19 protein-coding genes are annotated in these 23,723 nt (G+C 73.3%); 11 read left to right on the top strand and 8 right to left on the bottom strand.

The window, feature by feature from the left end:
• The gene (locus Psi01_RS02525) at positions 1-1,695 is read left to right on the top strand and encodes a glycosyl hydrolase family 8 (protein ID WP_239126980.1); all 1,695 of its coding nucleotides are present in this window, start codon (positions 1-3) and stop codon (positions 1,693-1,695) included.
• A 119-nt stretch (positions 1,696-1,814) separates the two neighbouring features.
• Here the strand turns inward: Psi01_RS02525 and Psi01_RS02520 are convergent, their stop codons facing one another.
• The 3 genes from Psi01_RS02520 to Psi01_RS02505 form a co-directional block, all read right to left on the bottom strand.
• Entirely contained in the window at positions 1,815-5,669 is a 3,855-nt protein-coding gene (locus Psi01_RS02520) for a DUF4153 domain-containing protein (RefSeq protein WP_239126978.1), read from the bottom strand.
• A 79-nt stretch (positions 5,670-5,748) separates the two neighbouring features.
• Complete coding sequence (locus tag Psi01_RS02510) at positions 5,749-6,438, bottom strand: response regulator transcription factor (protein ID WP_204062264.1); 690 nt, start codon at positions 6,436-6,438, stop codon at positions 5,749-5,751.
• 86 nt (positions 6,439-6,524) lie between these two features.
• On the bottom strand, positions 6,525-7,466 hold the full coding sequence (locus Psi01_RS02505) for a GNAT family N-acetyltransferase (protein ID WP_204062263.1): 942 nt from the start codon (positions 7,464-7,466) through the stop codon (positions 6,525-6,527).
• A 270-nt stretch (positions 7,467-7,736) separates the two neighbouring features.
• Between Psi01_RS02505 and Psi01_RS02500 the strand changes: the two genes are divergently transcribed.
• From Psi01_RS02500 to Psi01_RS02480, 5 genes are all read left to right on the top strand, one after another.
• Positions 7,737-9,455, top strand: coding sequence for a serine/threonine-protein kinase (locus Psi01_RS02500; protein WP_204062262.1), 1,719 nt, complete (start codon positions 7,737-7,739; stop codon positions 9,453-9,455).
• Positions 9,452-11,575: a serine/threonine-protein kinase gene (locus Psi01_RS02495; RefSeq protein ID WP_204062261.1), complete on the top strand. Its 2,124-nt coding sequence runs from the start codon at positions 9,452-9,454 to the stop codon at positions 11,573-11,575. The genes Psi01_RS02500 and Psi01_RS02495 overlap by 4 nt, the downstream gene beginning before the upstream one ends.
• A gap of 1 nt (position 11,576) precedes the next feature.
• A complete protein-coding gene (locus Psi01_RS02490; protein WP_239126984.1) occupies positions 11,577-13,106 on the top strand; it encodes a serine/threonine-protein kinase in 1,530 nt (509 codons plus the stop codon).
• Positions 13,107-13,115: 9 nt separating this feature from the next.
• Positions 13,116-14,426, top strand: coding sequence for a hypothetical protein (locus Psi01_RS02485; protein WP_204062259.1), 1,311 nt, complete (start codon positions 13,116-13,118; stop codon positions 14,424-14,426).
• A gap of 102 nt (positions 14,427-14,528) precedes the next feature.
• Positions 14,529-14,720: a tail-anchor membrane protein gene (locus Psi01_RS02480; protein WP_204062258.1), complete on the top strand. Its 192-nt coding sequence runs from the start codon at positions 14,529-14,531 to the stop codon at positions 14,718-14,720.
• Between the two features lie 78 nt (positions 14,721-14,798).
• Here Psi01_RS02480 and Psi01_RS02475 read toward each other — a convergent pair whose 3' ends face one another.
• Together Psi01_RS02475 and Psi01_RS02470 are read right to left on the bottom strand one after the other, a co-directional pair.
• On the bottom strand, positions 14,799-15,110 hold the full coding sequence (locus tag Psi01_RS02475) for a DUF3817 domain-containing protein (protein ID WP_204062257.1): 312 nt from the start codon (positions 15,108-15,110) through the stop codon (positions 14,799-14,801).
• Positions 15,111-15,157: 47 nt separating this feature from the next.
• Positions 15,158-16,003 (bottom strand): SURF1 family protein, encoded by an 846-nt coding sequence (locus tag Psi01_RS02470; protein WP_204062256.1) that lies wholly within the window; start codon positions 16,001-16,003, stop codon positions 15,158-15,160.
• Positions 16,004-16,148: 145 nt separating this feature from the next.
• On the opposite strand from Psi01_RS02470, the gene Psi01_RS02465 reads away from it, so the two are divergent.
• Both Psi01_RS02465 and Psi01_RS02460 read left to right on the top strand, forming a co-directional pair.
• Positions 16,149-16,322, top strand: a complete 174-nt coding sequence (locus tag Psi01_RS02465) for a hypothetical protein (protein ID WP_204062255.1) — start codon at positions 16,149-16,151, stop codon at positions 16,320-16,322.
• 364 nt (positions 16,323-16,686) lie between these two features.
• On the top strand, positions 16,687-18,144 hold the full coding sequence (locus tag Psi01_RS02460; RefSeq protein WP_204062254.1) for a flavin-containing monooxygenase: 1,458 nt from the start codon (positions 16,687-16,689) through the stop codon (positions 18,142-18,144).
• A gap of 85 nt (positions 18,145-18,229) precedes the next feature.
• Here Psi01_RS02460 and Psi01_RS02455 read toward each other — a convergent pair whose 3' ends face one another.
• The 3 genes from Psi01_RS02455 to Psi01_RS02445 form a co-directional block, all read right to left on the bottom strand.
• Complete coding sequence (locus Psi01_RS02455) at positions 18,230-18,784, bottom strand: carboxymuconolactone decarboxylase family protein (RefSeq protein WP_204062253.1); 555 nt, start codon at positions 18,782-18,784, stop codon at positions 18,230-18,232.
• Between the two features lie 109 nt (positions 18,785-18,893).
• Complete coding sequence (locus Psi01_RS02450) at positions 18,894-19,508, bottom strand: MarR family winged helix-turn-helix transcriptional regulator (protein ID WP_204062252.1); 615 nt, start codon at positions 19,506-19,508, stop codon at positions 18,894-18,896.
• Positions 19,509-19,588: 80 nt separating this feature from the next.
• Positions 19,589-21,370: a gamma-glutamyltransferase family protein gene (locus Psi01_RS02445; protein WP_373872461.1), complete on the bottom strand. Its 1,782-nt coding sequence runs from the start codon at positions 21,368-21,370 to the stop codon at positions 19,589-19,591.
• Positions 21,371-21,541: 171 nt separating this feature from the next.
• On the opposite strand from Psi01_RS02445, the gene Psi01_RS02440 reads away from it, so the two are divergent.
• From Psi01_RS02440 to Psi01_RS02430, 3 genes are all read left to right on the top strand, one after another.
• Positions 21,542-22,678 carry a sensor histidine kinase gene (locus Psi01_RS02440; protein WP_204062251.1) on the top strand — a complete coding sequence of 379 codons (1,137 nt, stop codon included), beginning with the start codon at positions 21,542-21,544 and terminating at the stop codon, positions 22,676-22,678.
• Positions 22,675-23,322 (top strand): response regulator, encoded by a 648-nt coding sequence (locus tag Psi01_RS02435; RefSeq protein WP_204062250.1) that lies wholly within the window; start codon positions 22,675-22,677, stop codon positions 23,320-23,322. The genes Psi01_RS02440 and Psi01_RS02435 overlap by 4 nt, the downstream gene beginning before the upstream one ends.
• Positions 23,323-23,541: 219 nt before the next feature.
• Positions 23,542-23,685, top strand: a complete 144-nt coding sequence (locus tag Psi01_RS02430; protein ID WP_204062249.1) for a hypothetical protein — start codon at positions 23,542-23,544, stop codon at positions 23,683-23,685.
• The last annotated feature ends 38 nt before the right edge of the window (positions 23,686-23,723 follow it).

Below are 23,723 nucleotides of genomic sequence, written 5' to 3'. Positions count from 1 at the left end.
GTGCGACCACGTCTCCGTCGCCCCTCGACCGTCCTCACCCTCGCCCTGGCCGCGGCCCTGGCCGCACCGGCGCTCGTGCTGACGGCGCCGCCCGCCCTCACCGCCGACTCCCTGCTCTCCCAGGGCCGTCCGGCCACGTCCTCATCCGTCGAGGGATCCGAGTTCGCGCCCGCCGCGGCCTTCGACGGCGACACCTCCACCCGCTGGGCCTCGGCCGAGGGGATCGACCCGCAGTGGATCCGCGTCGACCTCGGCCGCTCCGCCGCGATCTCCCGGGTCAAGCTGACCTGGGAGGCCGCCTACGGCAGGACCTACCGGATCCAGGTCTCCGGCGACGGGTCCTCCTGGACCGACCTGTACTCGACCACGACCGGCGACGGCGCCGTGGACGACCTGTCCGTCTCCGGGACCGGCCGCTACGTCCGGATGTACGGCACGGTCCGGGGCACGCCGTACGGCTACTCGCTGTACGAGGTGCAGGTGTACGGCACCGCCGGCGGCTCGACGCCCACTCCCACACCGACGCCCACGCCGACGGCCGGGGGGCCGAAGGTGCCCTTCGGCGGGCACACGATCCCCTATGCCCCGGGGATGCTGCGCCCCAGCGGGAGCCAGGCGACGCTCGACCAGAAGGTGGTCGACTACTACCGGCGCTGGAAGGCGGCCTTCGTCAGGCAGAACTGCGGCAACGGCTGGTACCAGGTCTTCTCCCCCGACGCCGACCACCCCTACGTCGCCGAGGCCCAGGGCTACGGCATGGTCATCACCGCGACCATGGCCGGAGCCGACCCCGACGCCAAGAAGATCTTCGACGGCCTGCTGAAGTACGTCCTGGACCACCCGTCCTCGATCACGCCGGGCCTGCACGCCGCCGAGCAGGACGCCTCCTGCCGGAGCGTCAACGGCGGCGACTCCGCCACCGACGGCGACCTCGACATCGCCTACGGCCTGCTCCTGGCCGACCGGCAGTGGGGCAGCTCCGGCGCCTACAACTACAGGCAGCTCGCGATCAGGCACATCAACGCGATCAAGGCCGGCGAGGTCAACCCGACGACCAAGCTGCTGAAGCTGGGCGACTGGAGCAGCGCCGGCGGCGAGCACTACTGGATCAGCCGCTCCTCCGACTGGATGGCCGCCCACTTCAAGGCCTTCCGCAAGGCCACCGGCGACGCCGCCTGGGACACGATCAGGGCCAACCACCAGAACCTGATCACCTCCCTGCAGTCTCGGTACGCCCCGGGCACCGGCCTGCTGCCCGACTTCGTGGTCGACACCGACACCACGGCCAGGCCCGCGCCGGGCGAGGTGCTGGAGGACCCCAACGACGGCAACTACTGGTGGAACGCCTGCCGTACCCCGTGGCGCATCGGCGACGACGCGGTGACCAGCGGCGACGCCACCTCGCTGGCCGCGGCGCGCAAGCTGAACGCCTGGATCAAGAGCAAGACCGGCGGCGATCCCGCGAAGATCGTCAACGGTTACCGGCTCAACGGCACCGCGCTCTCCGGTGGCGGCGACCCCGCGTTCTTCGCCCCGTTCGCGGTGGCCGCGATGACCGACCCCGGCAGCCAGGCCTGGCTGGACGCCCTGTGGAACCGGATGCTCGCCACCCCGCTCGACACGAGCGGCTACTTCTCGGCCAGCATCCAGCTCCAGGTCATGATCACCGTGACCGGCAACCACTGGGTGCCCTGACCCCGGAACCTGGCCTGGGAAACCCGGGATCCACGCGGCGGGACCCGCACCCGTACCCGCCGCCTCCCCGGTACGGCCCCCGCCCGCGCGGGCGGGGGCCGTACCGCCCCCTCGGCAGGTCAGTCCCGGTCGGGGATGGTGTCGAAGCGCGAGACCTCCGGGCCGCAGGAGACCCCCGGCACCGCCGGCCGCTCGGCGAGCAGCTTCCTGGCCTGCTGCCTGGCCAGGTTCCAGCCGTTCCACGGGTCGGGCCGGTCGAGCTCGTTGGACTGGACCACCGCCTGCAGCACGCAGCTGCGGGTCGGCTCGGGCAGCCGGTCCAGCGCCGGTACGGCCTCCGCCCCGAGGTCGCTCAGATACGCCTGGTCGAGCCGGTCCACGCCCCGGATGCTGAGCTGGGATTCGGCGACCCGCAGGTCCGGGTTCCAGACCGCGAAGGCCAGCAGGCCGGCCCCGGTCATCACGACCACGCTCCGGGGCAGCCATCCGGCGGCGCGCCGGGTCAGCCGTACCGCGCCGGCCACCAGGACCAGCGCGAAGATCCCGCCCAGCCACCAGATCGCCGCGCCCACCGACGCCCGCAGCCGGGTGTAGCCGTAGGCGTCGACGTAGAGGTCGAGCCGGTACATGGCGGAGATCAGGATCACCACCGTCAGCCCGCACAGCAGGCCGAGCAGCCCGGCCATCAGCCACCGGTCGCGGCCCTCCGGGTCGACCACCGCCGAGGCGAGCGCCACGATCGCCAGCACGAACACGCTGACGACGACCAGCTGGAAGAAGCCCGAACGGGCGTACTCGGCGTAGGTGAGATCGGTGGTCTCCAGCACCCGGCTGTTGCCGCCGAACAGCACCGTCAGCTGCATCACCACGAAGGTGGCGAACAGCAGGTTGAGCGCCACGAGCGGGGTAACCCACAGGCCGCGGCCGACCCGCAGCCGCAGGTCCGGCCCCTTGGGTTCGGCGACCGGCCGCAGGCCGACCAGCACGGCCGAGGCGGCGACGACCCCGAAGACCGCGAAGGTCAGGATCCGCAGCGGCAGGGACTCGGCCCAGTCCTGTCCGGTGAAGATGTTCTCCACCGTCTTGGCGAACACCGCGTCGGCCGAGGCGAACAGCGCGCCGAAGATCGCGACCAGCACCACGGTCAGCCCCGCCCCGATCAGCGTGGGGACCAGCCTGCGGCGGGCCGGCATCCCCTTGAACGGGGCCGCCAGGAACCAGGGGACCGGCAGCAGCCCGAGCACCACCGAGACCCCGCCCCTGAGCACCCCGAGCCAGCCGCGTCCCGCCCCCGACAGGGCCAGCGCGGCCACCGCGAACCCGGCCAGCAGGAGCAGCCCGACGAGCCAGTCGGCGTCCCTGAAGACCGCCATCGCGACCATCCCGTACGCGATCACGCCCATCCCGGCCGACCAGGGGGTGATCCGGCGGCGTACGGCGGGCAGCGCCACCACTCCCATGGCCGCCGCCACCAGTACGAACCCGAGCCCCACGGAGCTGTACGGCAGCGCGACGGCCGCCAGCAGTCCCACGACCGCGCAGGCCACCGGCACCCAGCGCGGGGTGCCGGGCAACTGCGGCCGGGGGAACACCGAGGGCGCCACGTAGTCGCCCGGTCCACCCGGCGTCCCCGGTCCCTGCAGCCCGCGGGACTCGCCCGATCCGCCCGCTGTTCCCGATGCCTGCAGCCCGCGCGTCTCACCCGATCCGCCCGGCGCTCCCGGTCCCCGTGGTCCGTCCGGTGCTCCCCTGCGCCCTTCACGGCCCGCCGGAGCGCCTCGCTGCGCCGCCGCCGTCCGGAGCGCGACCTCCTGCGTGCGGTGCGCCTGCCCCGCAGGCCGGGCAACACCCTCCGGGGCACCCGGGCCCTCGCTCCGGACCGTCCCCGCGCCGTCGGGCGCGGGCCTGGCGGGCCGTCCTTCCAGCCCCTGCGCGGAAGGACGCGGCGGCGCGGCGGGCGTCCTCGGCGCGGGGACGCCTCCGGCGGGCCGGGAGGCCTCCCAGACCCCGCTGGGCGGCGTGGTCGCCCCGATGACGGTGCCGACGAACCCGCCGATCACCGGGGACAGGATGCCCAGGGCGAGGCCGGCCTGGATGCTGATGGCCCCGACGCCGAGACCCAGCAGGACCCCGAAGGCCAGCCCGATGAACCCGCCGACGAAGACCCCGATGACGGCTCCCCACCAGTTCCTGAGCGGGACCGGGTACCCGTACCCGCCCGCTCCCCCCGCGGCGGGGAAGGGCGCGCGTCCCGGACCGGAGGGACCCGCCGGACCGGGAGCCCCGGAGCCGGGAACCGCAGGTCCGGGGCCGTACCCGGCCGAAAGCGGGGGGCCGGGCGGCGCGGGAGAAGCGCCGGAGGAGGGGGAAGCGCCGGAGGGGGACGCGGGGGCACCCGCTGAGACCGTGGCGGACACGAGGACTCCCGCCGCGGCCACGACGGGCACGGGTTCGGCGGAGGACGCGGCTCCGTCCGGAGCGGAGAGATCCGCGGGCGTCCCGGCCCCGGCGTCCACAGAGACGACCTCGGAGTCCACTGAGGTGACTGCGGCGCCCACGGCAGTCGCCCCGGCGCCCACAGTGGCTTCGGCGTCCGCAGTGGCTTCGGCATCCGCAGTGACTTGGGCATCCGCAGTGACTTCGGCGTCCGCGGGAGCCGCTCCGGACTCCGCGGAGGTCTCAGTGATGTCCACGACGGTCACCCCGGAGCCCGCGGGGTCCGCCCCGGACGCCGCGAGGGTCTCCGCCGGGCCCGAGGAGTCCGCCGGGCCCGAGGAGTCCGCCGGGCCCGAGGAGTCCGCCGGGCCCGAGGAGTCCGCCGGGATCGCGACGGTCGCGCGGGTGCCGATCGGCGCTCCGGCCTCCGGGGCCGGGCGGGCGGCGGGGACCGGGAGCTCCTCGAAGTCCTCGAAGTCCACGGGCTCGGACGGGGGGAGGGAGTCCGGGGGTGAGGTCATGGGATCGCCGGGAGACGGGCCGTCCATCATGATCCTTTCGGGGAGGTCGACCGCGATGCGGCAGCCGACGCCGTCTTCGACACCGATGGAGCCACCGTGAAGCTCGACGATCTCCTTGGTGATGGCGAGGCCGAGCCCGGCGCCGCCGTCGTCGGCCGCCCGGCCCGCGTCCAGCCGGGAGAAGCGCTCGAAGGCCCTGGCCCGGTCCTCGGGCGCGATCCCGGGCCCCTGGTCGGTCACGCGCAGCCGCACACCGCCCCCCTGCGGAGCGGCGGCGAGCACCACGACCCCGCCCTCCGGGCTGTGCCGTACCGCGTTGTCGAGCAGATTGGCCAGCACCTGGGCCAGCAGGTCGGCGTCGGCCCGCACGCTCAGCCCCGCGGGCACCTCGCACCGGGCCGTCACCCCGTCGCGGGCGAGCACCGCCTCACGCAGCGCCTGCTCGCAGAGCGGCCGGAGTTCGACGCTCTCCGGGTCGATCAGCCGGGCCCCGGACTCCAACCGGGACAGGTCGAGCAGCTGGGCGACCAGCCGTCCGAGCCGCTCGGTCTGGGCCAGCGCCGTCCCGAGCGTCACCGGATCGGGGTCCGAGACGCCGTCCACCACGTTCTCCAGCACCGCCCTGAGCGCGGTGATCGGTGTGCGCAGCTCGTGACTGACGTTGGCGACCAGATCTCTGCGCTGCCGGTCCACCTCGCCGAGGTCGGCCGCCATCGCGTTGAAGGCCCGGGCCAGCTCGCCGACCTCGTCGCGGGAGGTGGCCGTGACCCGCAGGCCGTACCGGCCCTTGGCGATCGTCTGCGCGGCGGCGGCCATCTCGCGCAGCGGCTTGGTCATCCCCCGCGCGAGCAGCTGCACCATGATCAGGGCGAGGACCACCGCCACCGCGACGCGCACGTTGCGGGAGTAGCCGGCGTTGATGCCGACCTCGTTGACGACGAACGCCACCGCCACCGCCAGCAGGATGACGATGCCGAGCTTGACCTTGATCCGGCCCAGGAAGTCGAGAGGTCTCAATGGTTTGCGCATTTCAGTGTTCGAGTGCTCTGCGGTGGGATCGGTTCGGCGGTCCGCGCCCGCCCGGTCCCCGTGGGCCTCACGGCCGGACGAACGCGTAGCCGACCCCGTGGACCGTTCGCACGACCCCGGAACCGAGTTTTCGGCGCAGGGCCCGTACGTGGCTGTCGACCGTCCGGGTGGCCGCCGCCTCGGAGAAGCCCCAGACGTCGGCCAGCAGCCGTTCCCGCTCGAACACCTGGCCCGGCCGCTCCGCCAGCCGGCGCAGCAGGTCGAACTCGGTCCGGGTCAGCTGCACCTCCGCGCCCCGCACGTAGACCCTCCGCTCGGCGGTGTCGATCTCGACCTCGCCCACGCGCAGGACCGTCTCGTCCACGGCGAGCTGGGAGGCGCGCTCCACCCGCCGCAGCAGCGCGTGCACCCGCGCGACCAGCTCGCGCATGCTGAACGGCTTGGTCATGTAGTCGTCGGCGCCGACCCCGAGGCCGACGAGCAGGTCGGTCTCCTCCCCCAGCGCGGTGAGCATGAGCACCGGCACCGGCCGGGCCGCCTGCATGCGCCGGCAGACCTCCAGGCCGTCGAGGCCGGGCAGCAGCCGGTCGAGGACCACCACGTCGGGCTCGGCCTTCGCGTACGCCGCGAGCGCCTCCTGCCCGTCTCCGGCGATCCGCACGTCGAAGCCCTCCGCGACGAGCCGGTGCCGTACGGCCCGCGCGATCGTCTCGTCGTCCTCGACCACGAGGATGCGGCGTTGCTGGGGAGTAGCCATGCCGCGAGCTTATGCCTGACCTGTGCAGACGGCTTGAGGTGAATTGTGAAGATTCCGCGCAGGCCACAGGCCCGCCGGCCCGCCCGTCAGGTGAAGATCATCCGACGACCGGTCACCTCGTAGCCCACCCGGGCGAACGAGGCCGCCATGGGCGCGTTGCCGACGTCGGTGGCGTCGCTCACCTCGGACTCCCCGCCGGCGGCGAAGATGTGCAGCGCCTCGGCGAGGAGGTCGTCGGCGTAGTGGTGGCCGCGGTGCTCGGGCACCACGCCCATGTAGCCGATCGTCGCGAAGTAGCTGTTGCTGGTGGGCATCACGATGCCCACCAGCTCCCCGGCCGCGTCGTAGGCCAGCCGCCACCGGTCGCGCCCGCCGGGGAAGTCGGCGATCTCCTCCAGCGTGATCTCGGCGGCCCGGCGCAGGCCGTACCGCTCGACGTCACGCCGGGCGTAGGCGTCCAGGCTGTTCTCGCAGAGCCTGGCCAGCACGTCCACGACCAGCTCGTCGTCGACGGCGGGGACGAAGGTCAGCCGGGTCGAGCGCGGCGGCAGGCCGTACTCGGGGATCCAGCGCAGGTTGATCCGCTCCACGAACTGCCGCAGCCCGGCCTTCTCGGCGGCGGCGATCCGGGCCTCGGCGTCGGCCCGGGCCTCCGGGCGCTCCCGCCAGTCGGCGGGCAGGAACAGGTGGTAGTCGGGCCGGTCGCCGATGGGTGATGAGTAGTCGGGCGTGACCAGGGCGTCGTAGGCGGCCCGCAGCAGGGCGGCGCCCACCTCGATCCCGTCCGGCCCGGCGCCCGGGTCGAACCAGTCGAGGCTGAACGGGTGGTCGAAGTCGTCGGGGGCCCAGAAGGCGGCCCGGGCGACCACCTCGTCGCCGCGCACGGCGACCCACACCCGGCCCGAGCGGTATCCCAGCTCCTCGAAGGACAGCTTGCGGGCGCCCACGCCGGAGGTCGGCGGGGTGGCGTAACGGTGGAAAAGGTCGAACTCGTCCACGGTGAGCGGACGGAAGATCAGATCAGACAAGCGAAACTCCAGAGAGGCATATGCGCTCTCCGGTCTCAGGCGGCCTTTCGCCCGAGGCGGGAGCGCGTCATCAGAGTGGACATCTGCTCCTCACCTCCTCTTCCTCGAAGGGACGATCAGCTTAACCATCACGTGATCACCTTTTCAAGGGGCGACCGGACGGGTGGTCGGCATCACAGGGATATAACCCCCGAATACGGAGGAACCCTTTCCATTGGGTCCAGCCCTGATGAGTGGCTATCTTTTGTGCGCGGCAGGACATCGAACGGAGTGAGCGGGATCGACACACAGGTGCTGGCAGGTCGCTACCGCCTGCTCAACCCCCTCGCCGAGGGCGGCATGGGCACGGTGTGGCTCGCCTCCGACGAGACGCTCCGCCGCGACGTGGCGGTCAAGGAGGTACGGCTCCCGCCGGAGCTGTCCCCCGCCCAGCGGCAGGACCTGTGCGCCGCCGCGCTCCGCGAGGCCAACCTGACGGCCCGGCTCAAGCACCCGTCGATCATCACCGTCCACGACGTGGTCGTCGAGAACGACCGCCCGTGGATCGTCATGGAGCTGCTGACCGGGGAGTCCCTCGACCGGACCGTCGCGGGCCGGCGGCCGCTCCCGCCGCACCAGGCCGCCCGGGTGGGGGTGGGCGTCGCCGGCGCGCTGGCCGCCGCGCACGCCGCCGGGGTGACGCACCGCGACGTCAAGCCGGGCAACATCTTCCTCACCCGGACCGGCAGGGCCGTCCTCACCGACTTCGGCATCGCCGTCGCCGAGGGCGACGTCACCGGCGGGCTGACCAGCCGCCTGATCGGCTCCCCCAACTACATCGCCCCCGAACGGCTGCGCGGCGAGCGCGGCGGCCCGTACTCCGACCTGTGGTCGCTGGGCGCCAGCCTGTACTTCGCGGTCGAGGGCGTGCCCCCGCACCCCGCCGAGACGCCCATCTCGGCGATCAGCCGGGTGCTCACCGAGCCGCCCCGGCCGCCCGAGCTCGCCGGGGAGCTGGGCCCGCTGCTGATGCGCATGCTGGACCCGCTGCCCGTCGCCCGGCCGTCCCTCGACGAGGTCGTCCGCGGGCTCCAGGAGGTCGCGCTCGGCCATCCCGGTCATCCCGGCCATCCCGGTCATCCCGAGAACGCGTCCGATCCCGGCGCGGACCGTTCCAGCCCGTCCGGCCACCCCCGCACCTCGCCGCAGGACCGTACCGGCGCGTCGCAGCAGGGCCGTACCGGCCTGTCCGGCCGCCTCGGCATGTCGCAGGGCCGTACCGGCCGCTCCGGCGTCACCGCCCCGGCCGGGCCGACCGCCCCGGCACGGCCGGTCCGCGCCCCGCGCAGAGGCCGCGCGCTGCTGTGGGCCGTCGCCGAGGTGGCCGCGGTCGCGGCGGTGGCCGGGACCGGCCTGGGGGTGACCCACCTCACCGCCGACCGCTCCGAACCGGCCGGGCCGGTACGGCTCAGCGAACGGCCCGGCGCCTTCGCCACCCCGGTGGACCTGTGCGGGCTGATCTCCGCCGACCAGGTCAGGCAGCTCCTCCCCCGGCTGAAGGGCCAGGGCAAGCAGACCAACCGGGGCGGCTGCGAGTGGGTGTCCCCCGGCGTCGGGCTGACGGTCGGCCCGGCCGACGCCGACCAGTGGGGCAAGAGCCCGCGCCAGGCCCACGAGCTGTTCGTGAACCGGCGCAACGGCACCATCCCCAGCGGCCAGCTCAGCTGGAACTGGCCGGACATCTCCGCAGGCGCCCGCTCGGCGCGGAACACCGGGCCGCTGCCGGTCAAGCCCGCCGGCGACGAGGCGTTCGGCTACGACGTCTACGAGAACCGCAAGACCGGCAGGCTCGAACAGAGCTATGTCACTCTCCGCGTCGACAACCTGGTCGTCGAGGTCGGCTACACCGTGGCCGACGGGAGCAAGGACGGCCCCGCGATCCAGAGCGGCGCCCACACCGCCGCCACCTGGGTGGCGGCGGCGTTGAACAGACAGAAGGCAACCGGATGAACCAGGCAGACACCCCCCGCCGGCAGGGCAGGCACGCCGGTCCCGGCGCCGCGGCCCCGGGCCCCGGAGGGAACCCGGCCCCGGGCTCCGGCGGACCGGGCGGATCGGGTTCGGGGTACGGCCCGGGTGGGCCCGGTGCTTCGGGGCCGGGGCAGTCCTCGCTGGAGTCACTGATCGAGCGGGGCGGTCCGCTGCCGCCCGCCCGCGCGGCCGTGATCGGTCTGGCCGTGCTGGACCAGCTCGTGGCCGTGCACGGTCACGGGATGCTCCACGGTGACGTACGGCCCGGCTCGGTGCTGATCGGGCCGTACGACAAGGTGCTGCTGGCCGGACCCGGTTTCCGGTCCCCGGTCTTCACCGCCCCAGAGGGCGTCACCGGCCCGGCCGCCGACCTGTGGTCGCTGGGCGCCACCCTCTACACCGCCGTCGAAGGCCGTCCCCCCGCGCCGGGCGCCCCGATGCAGTCCGCCGGTCCGATGGGCCCGGTCCTGATCCGGCTGCTGTCCGGCGACCCGTCCCTGCGCCCCGACCCGGCCACGCTGCGCGCGACCTTTCGGGAGATCATCCAGGAGAGCTCCGGACCCGCCACACCCGCCGTCGGCTTCCCGGCATCGCCCGGTGGTCTCCCCGCGTCATCCGGCGGATTCCCACCGCCCGGCGGCTTCCCACCGCCCGGCGGATTCCCCGCACCGCCGGAAGGCTTCCCACCATCGCCTGGCGGATTCCCCGAACCGCACGGCGGCTTCCCTCCGCCCCGGGAAGGCTTCCCCCAATCATCCGGCGGATTCCCCGCACCGTCGGAAGGCTTCGCCGTACCGCCTGGTGGCTTCCCCCCACCGCTCGAAAGCTTCCCTTCACCACCCGGTGGATTCGCTGTGCCGCCCGCCGGAGGGGCCGCCTCGTTCCGGGGCTCGGCTCCCGAGGCCGAGCCCTCCGTCGTACGGCCCTTCGTCCCCACGGCGGACGCGCTCGCGGCGCCGGACGCCACGATGCCCGTCCACGCGGACATGTTCCCGGACATGTCCCTGGAGGCGGCGGCCCCCGGCCCGAACCGGGACCTCGCCTCCCGCGCGGTCCCGGACGCCACCTCGCACGCGGTCCCGGACGCCGCGTCGCGGACGGTCGTGGACGCGATCCCCGGCCCGCCCGCGGCCCCCGGCCGGGACTCCGGTCCCGCCTCGGACCCGGCCGCCGCCTCGGACCCGGCCGCCGCCTCGGACCCGGCAGTCACCCCGCCGACCGGCGTGGAGACGGGCGGGACGGCCCACGGCGCCCCCGTGTCGCCCGAGCCCTCCCCCGCCCTCCCGGGCGCCTCTCCGGGTCCCGCGCCCCATCACCGCGGCGGTCCGCCCCCTCACCAGGACGTCCCGTCCTCTCATCAGGACCTTCATCCGGACCTCCCGTCTCCCCACCCGGACGGCTCCACCGCTCCGACCGAGCGCTCAGCCGACCTGCGGGGCGGCTCCAAGGGCGTCCTCGTGCCCCGTTCGATCGTGGTGCTGACCTGCGTGCTGCTCGCCGGCATGGCGGCGACCATCGGCGTGCTGCTCGCTCCCGTGCTGAGCGATCCGGACGACGACGAGGCCGCGCCCGCCCCGGGAACCGGGGCGCTCTTCGCCGCCGCGCCCCGGGCGTGCAGCCTGCTCACCGACCGGCAGGCGGCCGAGGTGGTCCCCGGTTACCGGAGCTCCGAGGTCGAGCCCGCCGAGTGCAACTGGCTCAACAGCCATGACTGGCGCAAGGCCAACGTGGAGAAGTACGACCTGCGCGTGCGGCTGGTGGCCCAGAAGCAGGACGCCTCGGGGATCGCCCGGGCCAGGGAGTATCTCGCGGGCAAGAAGAAGGACACCGTCGACAAGGCCGCGCTCGCCACGCCCAAGCCGCTGCCGCCGCAGGACATGAGCGGCGTCGGCGAGGAGGCGTTCATCTCGGCCGCCTACAGCCCGATCAACCTCTACGGCGGGTCCTACAAGGTGACCGTGGTCTTCCGGGTAAGCAACCTGGTCGCCCAGGTGGACTACGAGCAGGGAGGCGTCAAGGGGGACCCCGACGGCAAGATCGCGGAGAACGCCGGAAAGGTCTCCCGCTGGATCGCCGAGGCCCTGAGGATCGGTGGCTGAGATGCCGACGACGGGCTCTGCCCTTCCCGTGCTGGCGGGCCGGTACCGGGCGGTCGAGCGGCTCGGCGCGGGCGGGATGGGGATCGTCTGGCGGGCACGGGACGAACTGCTCCACCGTGAGGTCGCGATCAAGGAGGTCGTGCTCGCTCCGCACCTTCCCGAAGCCCAGCGGGCCGAGATGCGCGAGCGCACGTTGCGCGAGGCCAGGGCCGCGGCCCGGCTGAACCATCCCTCGATCGTCGCGGTGCACGACGTCATCGCCCAGGACGGACGGCCCTGGATCGTGATGGACCTGGTCAGGGGGCGCTCCCTGGAGCAGGTCGTGCGCGCCGGCGGGCCGCTCGCGCCCGACCGGGCGGCCGCGGTCGGGCTGGCCGTGCTCGACGGGCTGACCCTGGCGCACAACCGGGGCATCATGCACCGCGACGTGAAGCCCGCCAACATCATGGTCTCCGACGACGGCGGCGTGCTGCTGACCGACTTCGGCATCGCCACCCTGGAGGGCGACGTCCAGCTCACCTCCCCGGACGCGCTGGTCGGCTCCCCCGGCTACATCGCCCCGGAACGGCTGCGCGGCACCGGCGACGGCCCGGCCGCCGACCTGTGGTCGCTGGGCGCGACGCTCTACGCCGCCGTCGAGGGCAGGGGCCCCTTCCAGCGCGGCACCCCGGTGGCGACGCTGGGCGCGGTGCTGACCCAGGAGACCCCGCCGCCCTCGCGTGCGGGCGGCCTCGCCTCGGTGCTGCTGGCCGTACTGGCCAAGGACCCCCGCGAGCGCCCCGGAGCGGCCGCGTTGCGCGCCGCACTGCGCGAGGTCTCCCTCGGCAGGCCCGCCGGGCCGCTGTCCCCGGTGCCGGACCCGCAGCCCTCGCGCGGTCGCCGCGCCGGGATCGGTGCCCGGCGTCGCGCCGGTCCGGTCGCCGGAGCCGGGCTGGCCGTCGTGGCGGCCGGAGCGGCGGCGGTGTTCCTGACCTCGGGGGATCCCGCGGCGCCCGTCCCGTCCCCGGTCGGCTCGGGCTCCGGGTCCGGCTCGCAGGCCGAGGGCCTGACCGCCGCCCCCGACCCGTGCTCCCTGCTGAGCGAGGCGCAGGCCGGGGCCGTCGTCCCCGGCGCCTCCCCGTTCAACGTGCCGGGCCGGGACGGCGGGGCGGGCTCCTGCACGTGGGAGGGCGCCGGCGGCCGGGAGATCCGCGTCTCGCTGAACCTGTACCGGGCCACGCCGGGCAAGACCGCTCCCGAGACGGCGCACGCCTTCTTCGCCTCCGAGCGGACCAGGATCGAAGCCGACCGGGGCAGCGGCCCCTTCGGCTCGACCGGCCCGCTCAGGGATGTCGCCCGCGTCGGCGACGAGGCGTTCGCCTACGACGTGATCGCGACGGAGCGCGCCCACAGCGTGGTCCGTTTCCGCTCCGCCGACCTGCTGGTCGAGGTGAACCTGTCGACGGGAGGCGAACGCGCCACCTCCGCCCTGCGCAGCCGTACTCTACGCACCGCGAAGGTCATCGCCGGGCGGCTGGACCGGAATGGCTGAGGCGCGGCCGTGAACGATCCCGGACTGCTCGCCGGGCGCTACCGCCTTCTGGAGCGCCGCGACCCTGCGGGCATGAGCTGGCGCTCGCGCGACGAGCTGCTCCAGCGCGACGTCACGGTCACCGAGGTACGGCTGCCGCCCCCGGGCCCGTACCGCGACCGGCTGCTCGGCCAGCTCCGCGCGGCGGCCGAGCTGCGGCATCCCGGCGTCGTCACCCTGCACGACGTGGTCCCGGCCCCCGACCGGATGTGGCTGATCCTGGAGGCGGTCGCCGGGCGCTCCCTGGCGCAGACCGTCCGGGCCGACGGGCCGCTGCCCACGGAACGCGCCGCCGAGGTGGGTCTGGCCGTGCTCGACGCCCTGACCGCCGCGCAGCGGCACGGCGTCAGCCTCACCGCCACCCCGGACACCATCCTGCTCGGCCCCGACGGGCGGGTCGTCCTCACCGGCGTGGCCGCCGCCCCGGCCGACGAGCTGCGCGACCTCGGCACGGCCCTGTTCACCGCGGTAGAGGGCCATCTCCCGGGGACGCGTTCCGCCTTCCGTACGGCCGACGGCACCCCGCTGGCCTCCCCGGAGACCGGCTCCACCGGCTCGGGGCCCCTCGCCCCGCTCCTGGACGGCCTGCTGTCGGCCGATCCCGCCCACCGCCCCGACGCCGACTCCGTCCGGCTGACCCTGGAGAGCCTCGCGCCCCGGGCCTCGAGCGCACGGCGCAGGACCCTGCTCGCCGTCACGACCGCCGTCGTCTGCGCCCTCGTGATCACCGGCGGGGTGATGTGGAGCATGCGCGGCGCCACGACTCCGGCGGCGGTCCCGACGCCGGCGGCCTCGTACGTCGATCCCGGCCCCTTCCGCGCGACGCCCCCGCTGTGCGAGCTGTTCGCGGCGGAGCAGCTCGCACAGCTCGACGTCGACGGCACTCCGTCGAACTGGGGGAAGGGGTGCATCTGGGGGCCCGCGCGCAGGGACGATCCCCGCTCGCTGCAGCGCCAGCTGTCGGTGGACGCGAAGCTGTATCCGGAGGCGGCCGAGGCGACGCGGGCGTTCGCGGCCCGCCTGGACTCGGCGGCCAGGAGCGCGGGTGCCAAGGACGGGAGCACGCAGACCGCCCCGCATGAGGTCGGCGGACTGGGGAACGAGGCCTTCACCGGAGAGGTGGTCAACAGCGGTTACGGCGTGACCGCGTTCGTCCGCGTCAACAACCTGATAGTCACCGTCCAGTACCAGCGCAACGCGGGTGAACCCGCCGAGGAGATCGAGCGGGGAGCCCTGACCGCGGCCCGGTGGGCCGTCGAGGCTCTCGTCCGGGGAAATTGAGATATATCTCGGATGGAACCCGGTCGGGGGGTCCATCCGTTGGACGGGCGACGCAGAATGGCAGAGGCGGGGCACCGGCTCCGTGTTGGGAGGATGTTGAGGATGTCACCCGTCCAGAAGTACGCCCTCGGAGCCGGAGCGGTCGTCCTGCTCTCCTGGATCTTCCTGCCCGGATGGCTGACGCTGCTGGTCGTCCTGGGCGTCATCGCCGCCCCGGTCGTCGGCTATTTCATGCTCGACCCGTCGCAGCGCAAGCGGCTCAACCGCATCCGCAAGCGCGGCATCGGCCGCTGATCCGCCGGCGCCGATCCCCCGGTACGGCACCGGCCGGGTCGTGCGCCGTCCCGCCCGGCCCCGCGCCCGTGCGCGGGGTCAGGCGGTCGCGGCTGCGATCTCCTCTTCGACGCGCCGGGTGACCTTGCGCTCGAACACGAACGACAGCAGCGGCACCGTGCCCGCGAGCATCACGCTCAGGATGTACGGCCACGACCAGCGGGCCTTCATGCCCAGGTTCATCGTGGCCACCAGATAGAGCATGTACAGGAAGCCGTGGATGGGTGAGACGACCTTCGACGGGCCTTCGATGCCGAAGCCGTACCTGAGCACGATGCACGCGACCAGGACCAGCAGCATCACGCCGACCACGTAGGCCAGGACTCGGAAGGGCTTGAGGGCGGATTCCACGGTGATCTACCTCGGTTGGGGTTCGGGACACTCAACGATATGCGGGTTCAGACGGCGGCCGGCCTGGACGGGGAACCCGCCTCGGCCTCCGGCGTGTGCTCCGGATCGGCCCCGGTGCCGGGATCGGGGTCGGGCTCGGCGCCGGGCTCGGGTCCCGGTCCGGGGCCGGAGTCCCGCCCCGCCGTACCGCTGCGGACGGCGTCGCGCACGAAGTGCCACCACATGAAGACGGCGAACAGGCCGAAGATCCACCACTGCGCCGCGTAGGCCAGGTTGCGCCAGGTCAGCACGCCGGAGGCGGTCGGGGGCGCGACGGGGACCGGCTTGGCCGCCACGGCCGGGGCCGGGTTCTGGGCGGTGGCCACCACGTAGCCGTCGCGCAGCTTCCCGCCCCGCCACACGTTGATCAGCTCGGCCGACGAGACGGTCTGGACCTGTCCCGGCGGCACGTCACGCGCGCGCTGCACGCTGTCGGTCGGCTCGGAGGCCTGCAGCCGCCCGCTCACCGTCAGCTTCCCCTGCGGTACGGCCGTCGCCGGGTCGGAGGGCGAGGGGATCCAGCCGCGCACGACCGGGATCGACGTGCCGTCCCCGAGGTCGAGCGCCGTCAGGATCCACAGGCCGCCGTCCCGGCCGGTCACCAGGAGCTGGCGGGTGGCGTCGAAGGTCCCCTCCGCGGTCACCTTGCGGCCGATCACCTCGCCGTCCAGGTGACGTCCGGTCTCGGTGAGCGTGGTCACCGCCACCGGGGCGGGGTCCATCGCCGCCTGCGGCCTGCCGGAGTCCTCGAAGACGCCGAGCTGCCAGCGGCCGAGCAGGACACATGCGACGAGCGCTCCGACCGCGAGGAGGTGGAGGGCCACCACGCGAGGAGAGAACAGGATCCGGAGCATGACACCACGCTATCCGCCCGCGACGGTGGTCCCGTTTCCAGGACCTCACCAGCGTGTCCCCGCCCCATCCCGATCCGGCATGGCCGGCCGGTGAAGTGACGTGAACCTGTGTTGAAAAGTCCCCGCCTATCGCTAAAGTCGGACCATGTCTGATCCCCAGATTGACCCGGCAGGAAACACCCAGCAGTTCCGCGCCTTCGCTCAGCGCAACGAGCCGGAGGCGGCGCCGGAGAAGCGGTCCCTGGTCGTCCCCATCGTGATCGCGTCCGCGGTCGTGGTGGTGATCGCGGCGATCGCCGCCTACCTGCTGCTCATGTGACGACAGTCCGGCATCCGCAGAATTCCGGCACCCCGTGAGGAGTCCCGGCACTCGCGGAGTTCCGACGCCCGCGAAGCCCTGACACCCGCGGAGCTCTGACACCCGCGGAGCTCTGACATTCGCGAGGCTCCGACGCCCGCGGGATTCCGCCGCACCGCGCACCGCGCGACCCGTCCGGGCCGCCCGTCTCCCGCAGGATCGGACGACCGACAGCGCCGAAGGCCTGAGCCCTCGGCGCTTTTCGTGTTCTCCGGGCCCGTTGACATACCGACTGGTCGGTGTGACGCTGCTCACGCCCGGGCAGGTATGGACGGCGACCACGGCCGCGAACTACATTGGACTTTGAGTCCAATAAGGAGAGTGGATGAGCACGCGTCCCGGTCTGACCATCATCGGCTCCGGCTTCGCCGGCATCGGCATGGCGATCAAGCTGAAGGAGGCCGGTTACCACGACTTCGTGATCCTGGAGAAGGCCTCCGACCTCGGCGGCACCTGGCGGGACAACACCTACCCGGGCTGCGCCTGCGACGTCCCCTCGCACATGTACTCCTTCTCCTTCGAGCTCAACCCCGGCTGGTCGCGGATGTTCTCCCCGCAGACCGAGATCTGGGACTACATGCGCGCCTGCGTGGAGAAGTACGGCCTGGCGCCCCACTTCCGGTTCGGCAAGGAGGTCGTCGGCCTGGAGTACGACGACGCGGCCAGGAACTGGCAGGTCGGCACCGGTGACGGCGAGACGTTCACCACCAACGCGATCGTGTCGGGCATCGGCGCCCTGCACGTGCCGTCCTATCCGCAGATCCCGGGCCGCGAGCGGTTCCGCGGCCCGGCCTTCCACTCGGCCGAGTGGGACCACTCCGTGGACCTGACGGGCAAGCGGGTGGCGGTCATCGGCACCGGCGCCTCGGCGATCCAGTTCGTCCCCCGGATCGCCGAGCGGGCCGCGCACCTGACCGTCTTCCAGCGCACGCCCCCGTGGATCCAGCCCAAGCCGGACTTCGCGCTCTCCCCCCGGATGAAGCGGGTCATGCGGCTGCCCGGCGCCGCCCGCACGCTGCGCAACGCGATCTACTGGGTGCTGGAGACCCGCGCCCTCGGCTTCACCGTCGACCCGCGCCTGATGAAGGTGCAGGAGGCGGTGGCCAGGCGTCACCTGGAACGACAGGTCCCCGACCCGGAGCTGCGCGCCAAGCTCACCCCCGACTACACGATCGGCTGCAAGCGCATCCTGCTGTCCAACGACTACTATCCCGCGCTGACCAGGGACAACGTCGATCTGGTCACCGACGGGGTGACCGAGATCCGGGAGAACTCGATCGTCGACGCCACCGGCGGGGAGATCGAGGTCGACGTCATCGTCTACGGCACCGGCTTCAAGGTCACCGACGCGCTGAACGAGCAGCGGATCATCGGCAGGAACGGCCTGAAGATCCAGGAGGCCTGGCAGAACGGCATCGAGGCCTACTATGGCATCACCACCGCCGGCTTCCCCAACCTGTTCTTCCTGCTCGGCCCGAACACCGGGCTGGGCCACAACTCGGTCGTCTTCATGATCGAGTCGCAGGTGAAGTACGTGATCGACTGCCTGCGGCTGCTGTCGAGGACCGGGGCCAGGGCACTGGACGTGCGGCCCGGGGCCCAGCGCGCCTTCAACGACCGCCTCCAGGAGCGCCTGCACGCCCTGGTCTGGAACGAGGGCGGCTGCCGGAGCTGGTACCTCGACGAGCACGGCGTCAACCGCACCACCTGGCCCGGCTTCACCTTCGAGTACTGGGCGCGCACCCGCAGGGTCAGGCCCGAGGCCTACGAGCTCATCCACTAAAAGGCCCACCGGCCTGCGCGCCGTACGGCCGCCCCCTCCGCGGAGGCCGTACGGCGCGCAGGACCGCGGTCAGGCGGCGCCGTGATCAGGCGACGCCGGGCTTGGCGGGCAGCGCCACCGGCGGGAAGTCCAGCTCCGTCTGGCCGACGGAGTTGAAGTAGTTCGTGAACACGTTGAGCGCGACCGCGCCGATGATCTCGCCGATCTCCCCGTCGTCGTACCCGGCGGCGCGGACGTCGGCGAGGTCGGCGTCGGAGACGAAGCCCCGGTCGCGGATCACCGCGCGGGCGAAGCGGAGCGCGGCGGCGACGGCCGGGTCGGAGGCGTCGGCGTCGAGCCCGGCCTCCAGGTCGGCCTTGCCGACGCCCGCCCGCTCACCCAGGACGGTGTGCGCCGCCAGGCAGTACTCGCAGCTGTTCTCCACCGCCGCGACCAGCGCGAGCTGCTCGCGGACCGCGGCGGACAGCCGCCCCTTGGCCAGAGCTCCGCTGAAGGCGAGGTAGGCGTCCAGGACCGCCGGGGAGGCGGCCATCGCGCGCATCATGTTGGGCGTCGCACCGAGCGCGCGCTCGACCTTGCCGAGCAGCGTGCGGGCCTGCGGGCTCGCGGTGGCCGGGTCGACGACGGACAGACGAGGCATGGGGAACTCCTTCACCGGAAACAACATTTGGCAGTGCCAACTATAGTTGGCACTGCCAAATAATCAACCCCCGGTCAGGCGGAGATGAGACAGACCGACGGCCGCGGGGTCAGGCGGGCTCGTGGTCCGGGCAGTCCAGACGCAGCTCCCCGTCCCCGAACGGGGCGTCCACGAACATGCAGTGATGCGGCCGCGCCGGGTCGTCCGGATGCGCGTCGGGCCGGTAGAAACGGCAGGTCAGGCACATCCGGGAGATCGGGATCGCCCGGCGCTCCTGCAGCACCCGCATCATCGCCGAGGCCCCGCGCAGCATCGCCGCGAGATCGTCGGGATCCAGCGCGGCGACCGCCGCCCGCAGCGGTTCCGGCACGGCGCTCAGCCGCGCCGCCTCCTGCCGCCCGATGTCGGTGAGCGTCAGCACGGACGCCCGCGCGTCGACGGCGTCCCGGGCCTTGCTCACCAGCCCCTTGCCGGTCAGCGCCCGCATCGCGTCGCTGACCGTCGGCGCCGTCGAGGCCAGGGCCGCCACCACCTCCCCCTGCCGCCGGGGCCGGTCGTCGCCGGCGAGGAAGGCCAGGATGTCGGCCTGGAGAGGCGAGAGCCCGTACGGCCCCGCGTTGCGCCAGGCGCTCATCCGCACGGCCTGCCCCAGCTTCGCCAGCCCCGCCAGCAACTGCTCGTCACGCGGCGGCCCCGGCACCTCCACGGGTTCAGCTGCGTCCACCGGCCCACCCCTTCAGCAATCCCATCACTGCGGATGCCGGAATCCTAGGCACCGTGCCCGGTGGACGCGGGACCGCCCGGTCAGCGCGCCGGGGAGACGACCAGGGCGCTGCCCCCGCCCCGGCGGGACGGCTCGGCGACGGCCTGGAGCCTGCCCTTGCCGAGGAACTCCACGGCGGTGGCCGCGCCGATCTCGGGATTGAGGGCGAAGCTGTGGCCCCTGGCGGTGAGCTCGGCGCCGTAGCGGTCCAGGAAGCCCTGCTCGGCCTGGGTCTGGGCGGTGTTGCGCTGGGTGGCGCGGGGCGCGGCCAGGGCCTCGGGCAGGCTCATGCCGAGCTCCCAGCGGTTGACGAGGATCTGCAGCACGGTGGTGATGATCGTGGACCCGCCGGGCGAGCCGAGGGCCAGCAGCGGCCTGCCGTCGTCCAGGACGATCGTCGGCGCCATGGACGAGCGCGGGCGCTTGCCCGGCCCCGGGAGGTTGGGGTCGCCCGGCGCCGGGCCGAAGGTGAAGTCGGTCAGCTCGTTGTTGAGCAGGAAGCCGCGGCCGGGCACGACGATGCCGTTGCCGCCGGTGGACTCGATGGTGATGTTGTAGGCGACGACGTTGCCCCACCGGTCCGTCACGACGAGGTGGGTCGTCTCCGGTCCCTCCTGGGCCGGTCCCGCGGTCTCCGGCTGCGCGCCGCCCGCCGGGGCGGGACACGGACTGTAGTCGCCGTCGGGCTCACCCGCCGGGGCCGGGTGTGCCATCGCCCGCTCGCCGATCAGGCAGGCGCGCTCCTTGGCGAACCCGTCGGACAGCAGCTCCCGCAACGGCACGCCGGGCACGTCCCCGACGTACTTGCCGCGGTCGGCGAAGGAGAGCCTGGAGGCCTCCAGATACTCGTGCACGCCGACGTCGGGCAGGGCCTCCAGGATGTTGAGCGCCTCGCCGACCGTCGAGCCGCCCGAGGAGGGGGGCGCCATGCCGTACACGTCCATGCCCTTGTACGAGATGCGCGTGGGCGGGCGTTCGAGCGCCCGGTAGGCCCGCAGGTCCGACAGCTCCATCAGGCCCGGCCGGACGTTCCTGGTGGACCCCGGGGTGACCGGCGGGTTCTTGACGGTCTGGACGATCTCCGTGCCGAGGCCGCCGCCGTACAGCCAGCGCCCGCCGTAGCGGCCGAGCTTGCGGTAGGTCTCGGCCAGCTCGGGGTTGCGGAAGGTCGAGCCGACCGCGGGCGGCGCGCCGCCGGGCAGGAAGAGCGCGGCGGTGGAGGTGAAGTCCTTGAACCGGGCCGCGTTGGCGGCGGTCTGGTCGTAGAAGGTCTGGTCGACCGTGAAGCCCTTGGAGGCGACCTCGATCGCGGGCTGCAGCGCCTGCCGCAGCGAGATCGTGCCGAACCGGCGCAGCGCCAGCTCCCACTGGGCCACGCTGCCCGGCACCCCGGCCGACAGCCCGCTGGTGACGGCCTCCTCGAACGGGATCCCCTCCAGGGAGGCCGGGGTCATCGCCCTGGGCGCCGTCTCGCGGCCGTCGATCGTGTAGACCCTGCCCCGGCGCGCGTCGTAGTAGACGATGAACCCGCCGCCGGCCAGCCCGGCCGAGTACGGCTCGGTCACGCCCAGGGTGGCCGCCGCCGCGATCGCCGCGTCCATGGCGTTGCCCCCGCGCCGCAGCACCTGCAGCGCCGTCCTGCTCGCGTCCAGGTCGACGGTCGAGATCGCACCCCCGTACCCCTCGGCGACGGGAGTCTTGTCCACCTTCTCCGCAGGCTTGTCCGCCGGCGGTGCGGCCACCGCCGGCGGCGGGGCGAGCAGGACGGAGCCTCCGGTCAGGACTGCGGCGAGCGGCGCCGCGAAGCGACGAGTGATCATCATGACCTCCTCCGGACAGCTTTACCCAGCCTGTCAGGATTGTCAGCACTTCTCCCGGTAGAGATTTCCGCCCTGCCTACCCCGGGAATGCCCCCGGCTACCCCGGGGGTTGTAGCGCGGCCTGCCGCGCCGGGGGGACGCGCAGGTCACACCGCCGGACATAGGGTGCTGGACGTGCGAACCCACCCCCGCTGGACCGACCGGATGCTTCCCGTCATCGTGGCGGTCGCCCAGGTCGCCGCCAACTACGGAGCGCAGGACAACCAGCCCGGCCGGCTGGCGGCGGACCCGGTGGGCAACGCGCTGCTGCTGGCCGGCGGGCTCGCTCTGGCCTGGCGGCGCAGCCGTCCCGTGCTCACCCTGGCCGTCACCATGGCCACGATGGTCGTCTTCATCGTGCGGGGCCACGCCTACGGCCCGATCTTCTTCAGCCCGGGCATCGCGCTCTACAACGCCCTGGCCCTCGGCCACCGGCGGGCCGCCTGGGCGTTCGCGGTGTCGGGCTACGCGTTCTTCCTGGTCTACACGACCTGGCTGGCGCCCGTCCCGAGCCCGGGCCTGTGGCACTCCCTGACGATCGCGGCCGTCATGGGCGTCCTGATGGCCGTGGGCGAGTTCGCCCGGACCAGGAAGGAGCGCAAGGCCGAGCGGGAGCGGATCACCGAGGAGGAGTCGCGGCGGCAGGCCAGCGAGGAGCGGCTGACCATGGCCCAGGAACTGCACGACGTGCTCGCCCACAACATCTCCCTCATCCACGTGCAGGCCTCCACCGCGCTGCACCTGATCGACGACAACCCCGAGCAGGCCCGCACCGCGCTCACCACGATCAAGCAGGCGTCCAAGGACGTGCTGACCGAGATGCGCTCGCTGATCGGCGTGCTCCGCGACGGCGCGCCCCGCTCCCCCACCGGCGGGCTGGACCAGCTGGCCCAGCTGACCGAGCCGGCCGGGCGCAACGGCCTCGACGTCACCCGGCGGGTCGCCGGCCGGGTCAGGCCGGTGCCCTCCGGGGTGGACCTGGCCGGATACCGCATCGTCCAGGAGGCCCTCACCAACGCCGCCCGGCACGCCCCCGGCTCCACGGTGGAGGTCCTGCTGGAGTACGGCTCCCGCGAGCTGCTGATCCGCGTCACCGACTCCGGCGGCGGGACGCCCGCCGAGAACCTGGGCGGCGGGAACCTGGGCGGCGGGAACGGCATCCCCGGGATGAGGGAGCGTGCCGCCGCCCTCGGCGGCACGCTGACCGCAGAACGCCACGGACCGGGCTTCCGCGTCGAGGCGCGGCTGCCGATCGCCGAGGAGGAGTCGTGATCAGGATCGTTCTCGCCGACGACCAGGCCCTGGTCAGGGCCGGGTTCCGGGCGCTGCTCGACGCCCAGCCCGGGATGACCGTGGTCGGCGAGGCCGCCGACGGGGCCGAGGCCATCGCGCTGGCCGGCGAGCACCGGCCGGACGTGATCCTGATGGACGTGCGGATGCCCGGCATGGACGGGCTGGAGGCCACCCGGCGCATGCCGCCGGGACCGAAGATCGTCATCCTGACCACGTTCGAGCTCGACGAGTACGTCTTCGAGGCCCTGCGCAACGGCGCCAGCGGTTTCCTGGTCAAGGACACCGAGCCCGCCGAGCTGATCCAGGCCGTCCGGGTCGTCGCCGCCGGGGACGCCCTGCTCTCCCCCGGCGTGACCCGCCGCCTCATCGCCGAGTACGCCAGCCGCGCCAAGGAGCCCGCCTCCTCCTTCGACCTGTCCCCGCTCACCGACCGCGAGCGGGAGGTCCTCGCCCTGGTCGGCACCGGCATGACGAACGACGAGATCGCCGGGCGGCTCTTCATGAGCCCGGCCACGGCCAAGACCCACGTCAGCCGCATCATGATGAAGCTCCAGGCCCGCGACCGCGCCCAGCTCGTCGTCATCGCCTACGAAAGCGGCCTGGTCCGCCCCGGCTGGGCCTGAACCACCCTCTACCCGGTCAGGTGTTTGCGGCACCGACCGTGTTCACCGGAGCACGAAGGGACACGTGATCACGGTCATGACCTCGCAGAAACACCACGCCTACCTGCGGCCCGCCCCGAGACCGCGTCCCTTCCCCTGCCCAGCACCGCGCGCGAGCTGTTGGACGCGCTTCCTCAGTTCCCCGGACTGCGGACCGAGGTCGTCAACGGGAGTCCGATAGTGAGTCCGGCAGGCACCCCCGAGCACGCCAGGATCGCGATGCGCCTGTACGCCATCGACCCCGTCGGCCTCACGCTCGACACCGCGGTCTTCGAGAAGGCCCTCCGGCGGCCCGAGGGCGCTTCCGGCGACGGCGGAGGGTGATGACAATGTCACTGTTCGCCTCCGGCGGGAGCCGTTAC

Origin of the sequence: Paraplanobispora siamensis (assembly GCF_016863175.1) — a bacterium.
Lineage (GTDB): Bacteria > Actinomycetota > Actinomycetes > Streptosporangiales > Streptosporangiaceae > Planobispora > Planobispora siamensis.
This window is presented reverse-complemented; position numbering and strand designations above follow the sequence as displayed.

Excerpts from the sequence above, each read along its gene's own strand:
- Psi01_RS02470 (WP_204062256.1), bottom strand. The coding sequence starts at position 16,003 with ATGCTCCGGATCCTGTTCTCTCCTCGCGTGGTGGCCCTCCACCTCCTC.
- Psi01_RS02495 (WP_204062261.1), top strand. The coding sequence starts at position 9,452 with ATGAACCAGGCAGACACCCCCCGCCGGCAGGGCAGGCACGCCGGTCCC.
- Psi01_RS02510 (WP_204062264.1), bottom strand. The coding sequence starts at position 6,438 with ATGGCTACTCCCCAGCAACGCCGCATCCTCGTGGTCGAGGACGACGAG.
- Psi01_RS02445 (WP_373872461.1), bottom strand. The coding sequence starts at position 21,370 with ATGATGATCACTCGTCGCTTCGCGGCGCCGCTCGCCGCAGTCCTGACC.
- Psi01_RS02490 (WP_239126984.1), top strand. The coding sequence starts at position 11,577 with ATGCCGACGACGGGCTCTGCCCTTCCCGTGCTGGCGGGCCGGTACCGG.
- Psi01_RS02460 (WP_204062254.1), top strand. The coding sequence starts at position 16,687 with ATGAGCACGCGTCCCGGTCTGACCATCATCGGCTCCGGCTTCGCCGGC.
- Psi01_RS02465 (WP_204062255.1), top strand. The coding sequence starts at position 16,149 with ATGTCTGATCCCCAGATTGACCCGGCAGGAAACACCCAGCAGTTCCGC.
- Psi01_RS02480 (WP_204062258.1), top strand. The coding sequence starts at position 14,529 with ATGTCACCCGTCCAGAAGTACGCCCTCGGAGCCGGAGCGGTCGTCCTG.
- Psi01_RS02455 (WP_204062253.1), bottom strand. The coding sequence starts at position 18,784 with ATGCCTCGTCTGTCCGTCGTCGACCCGGCCACCGCGAGCCCGCAGGCC.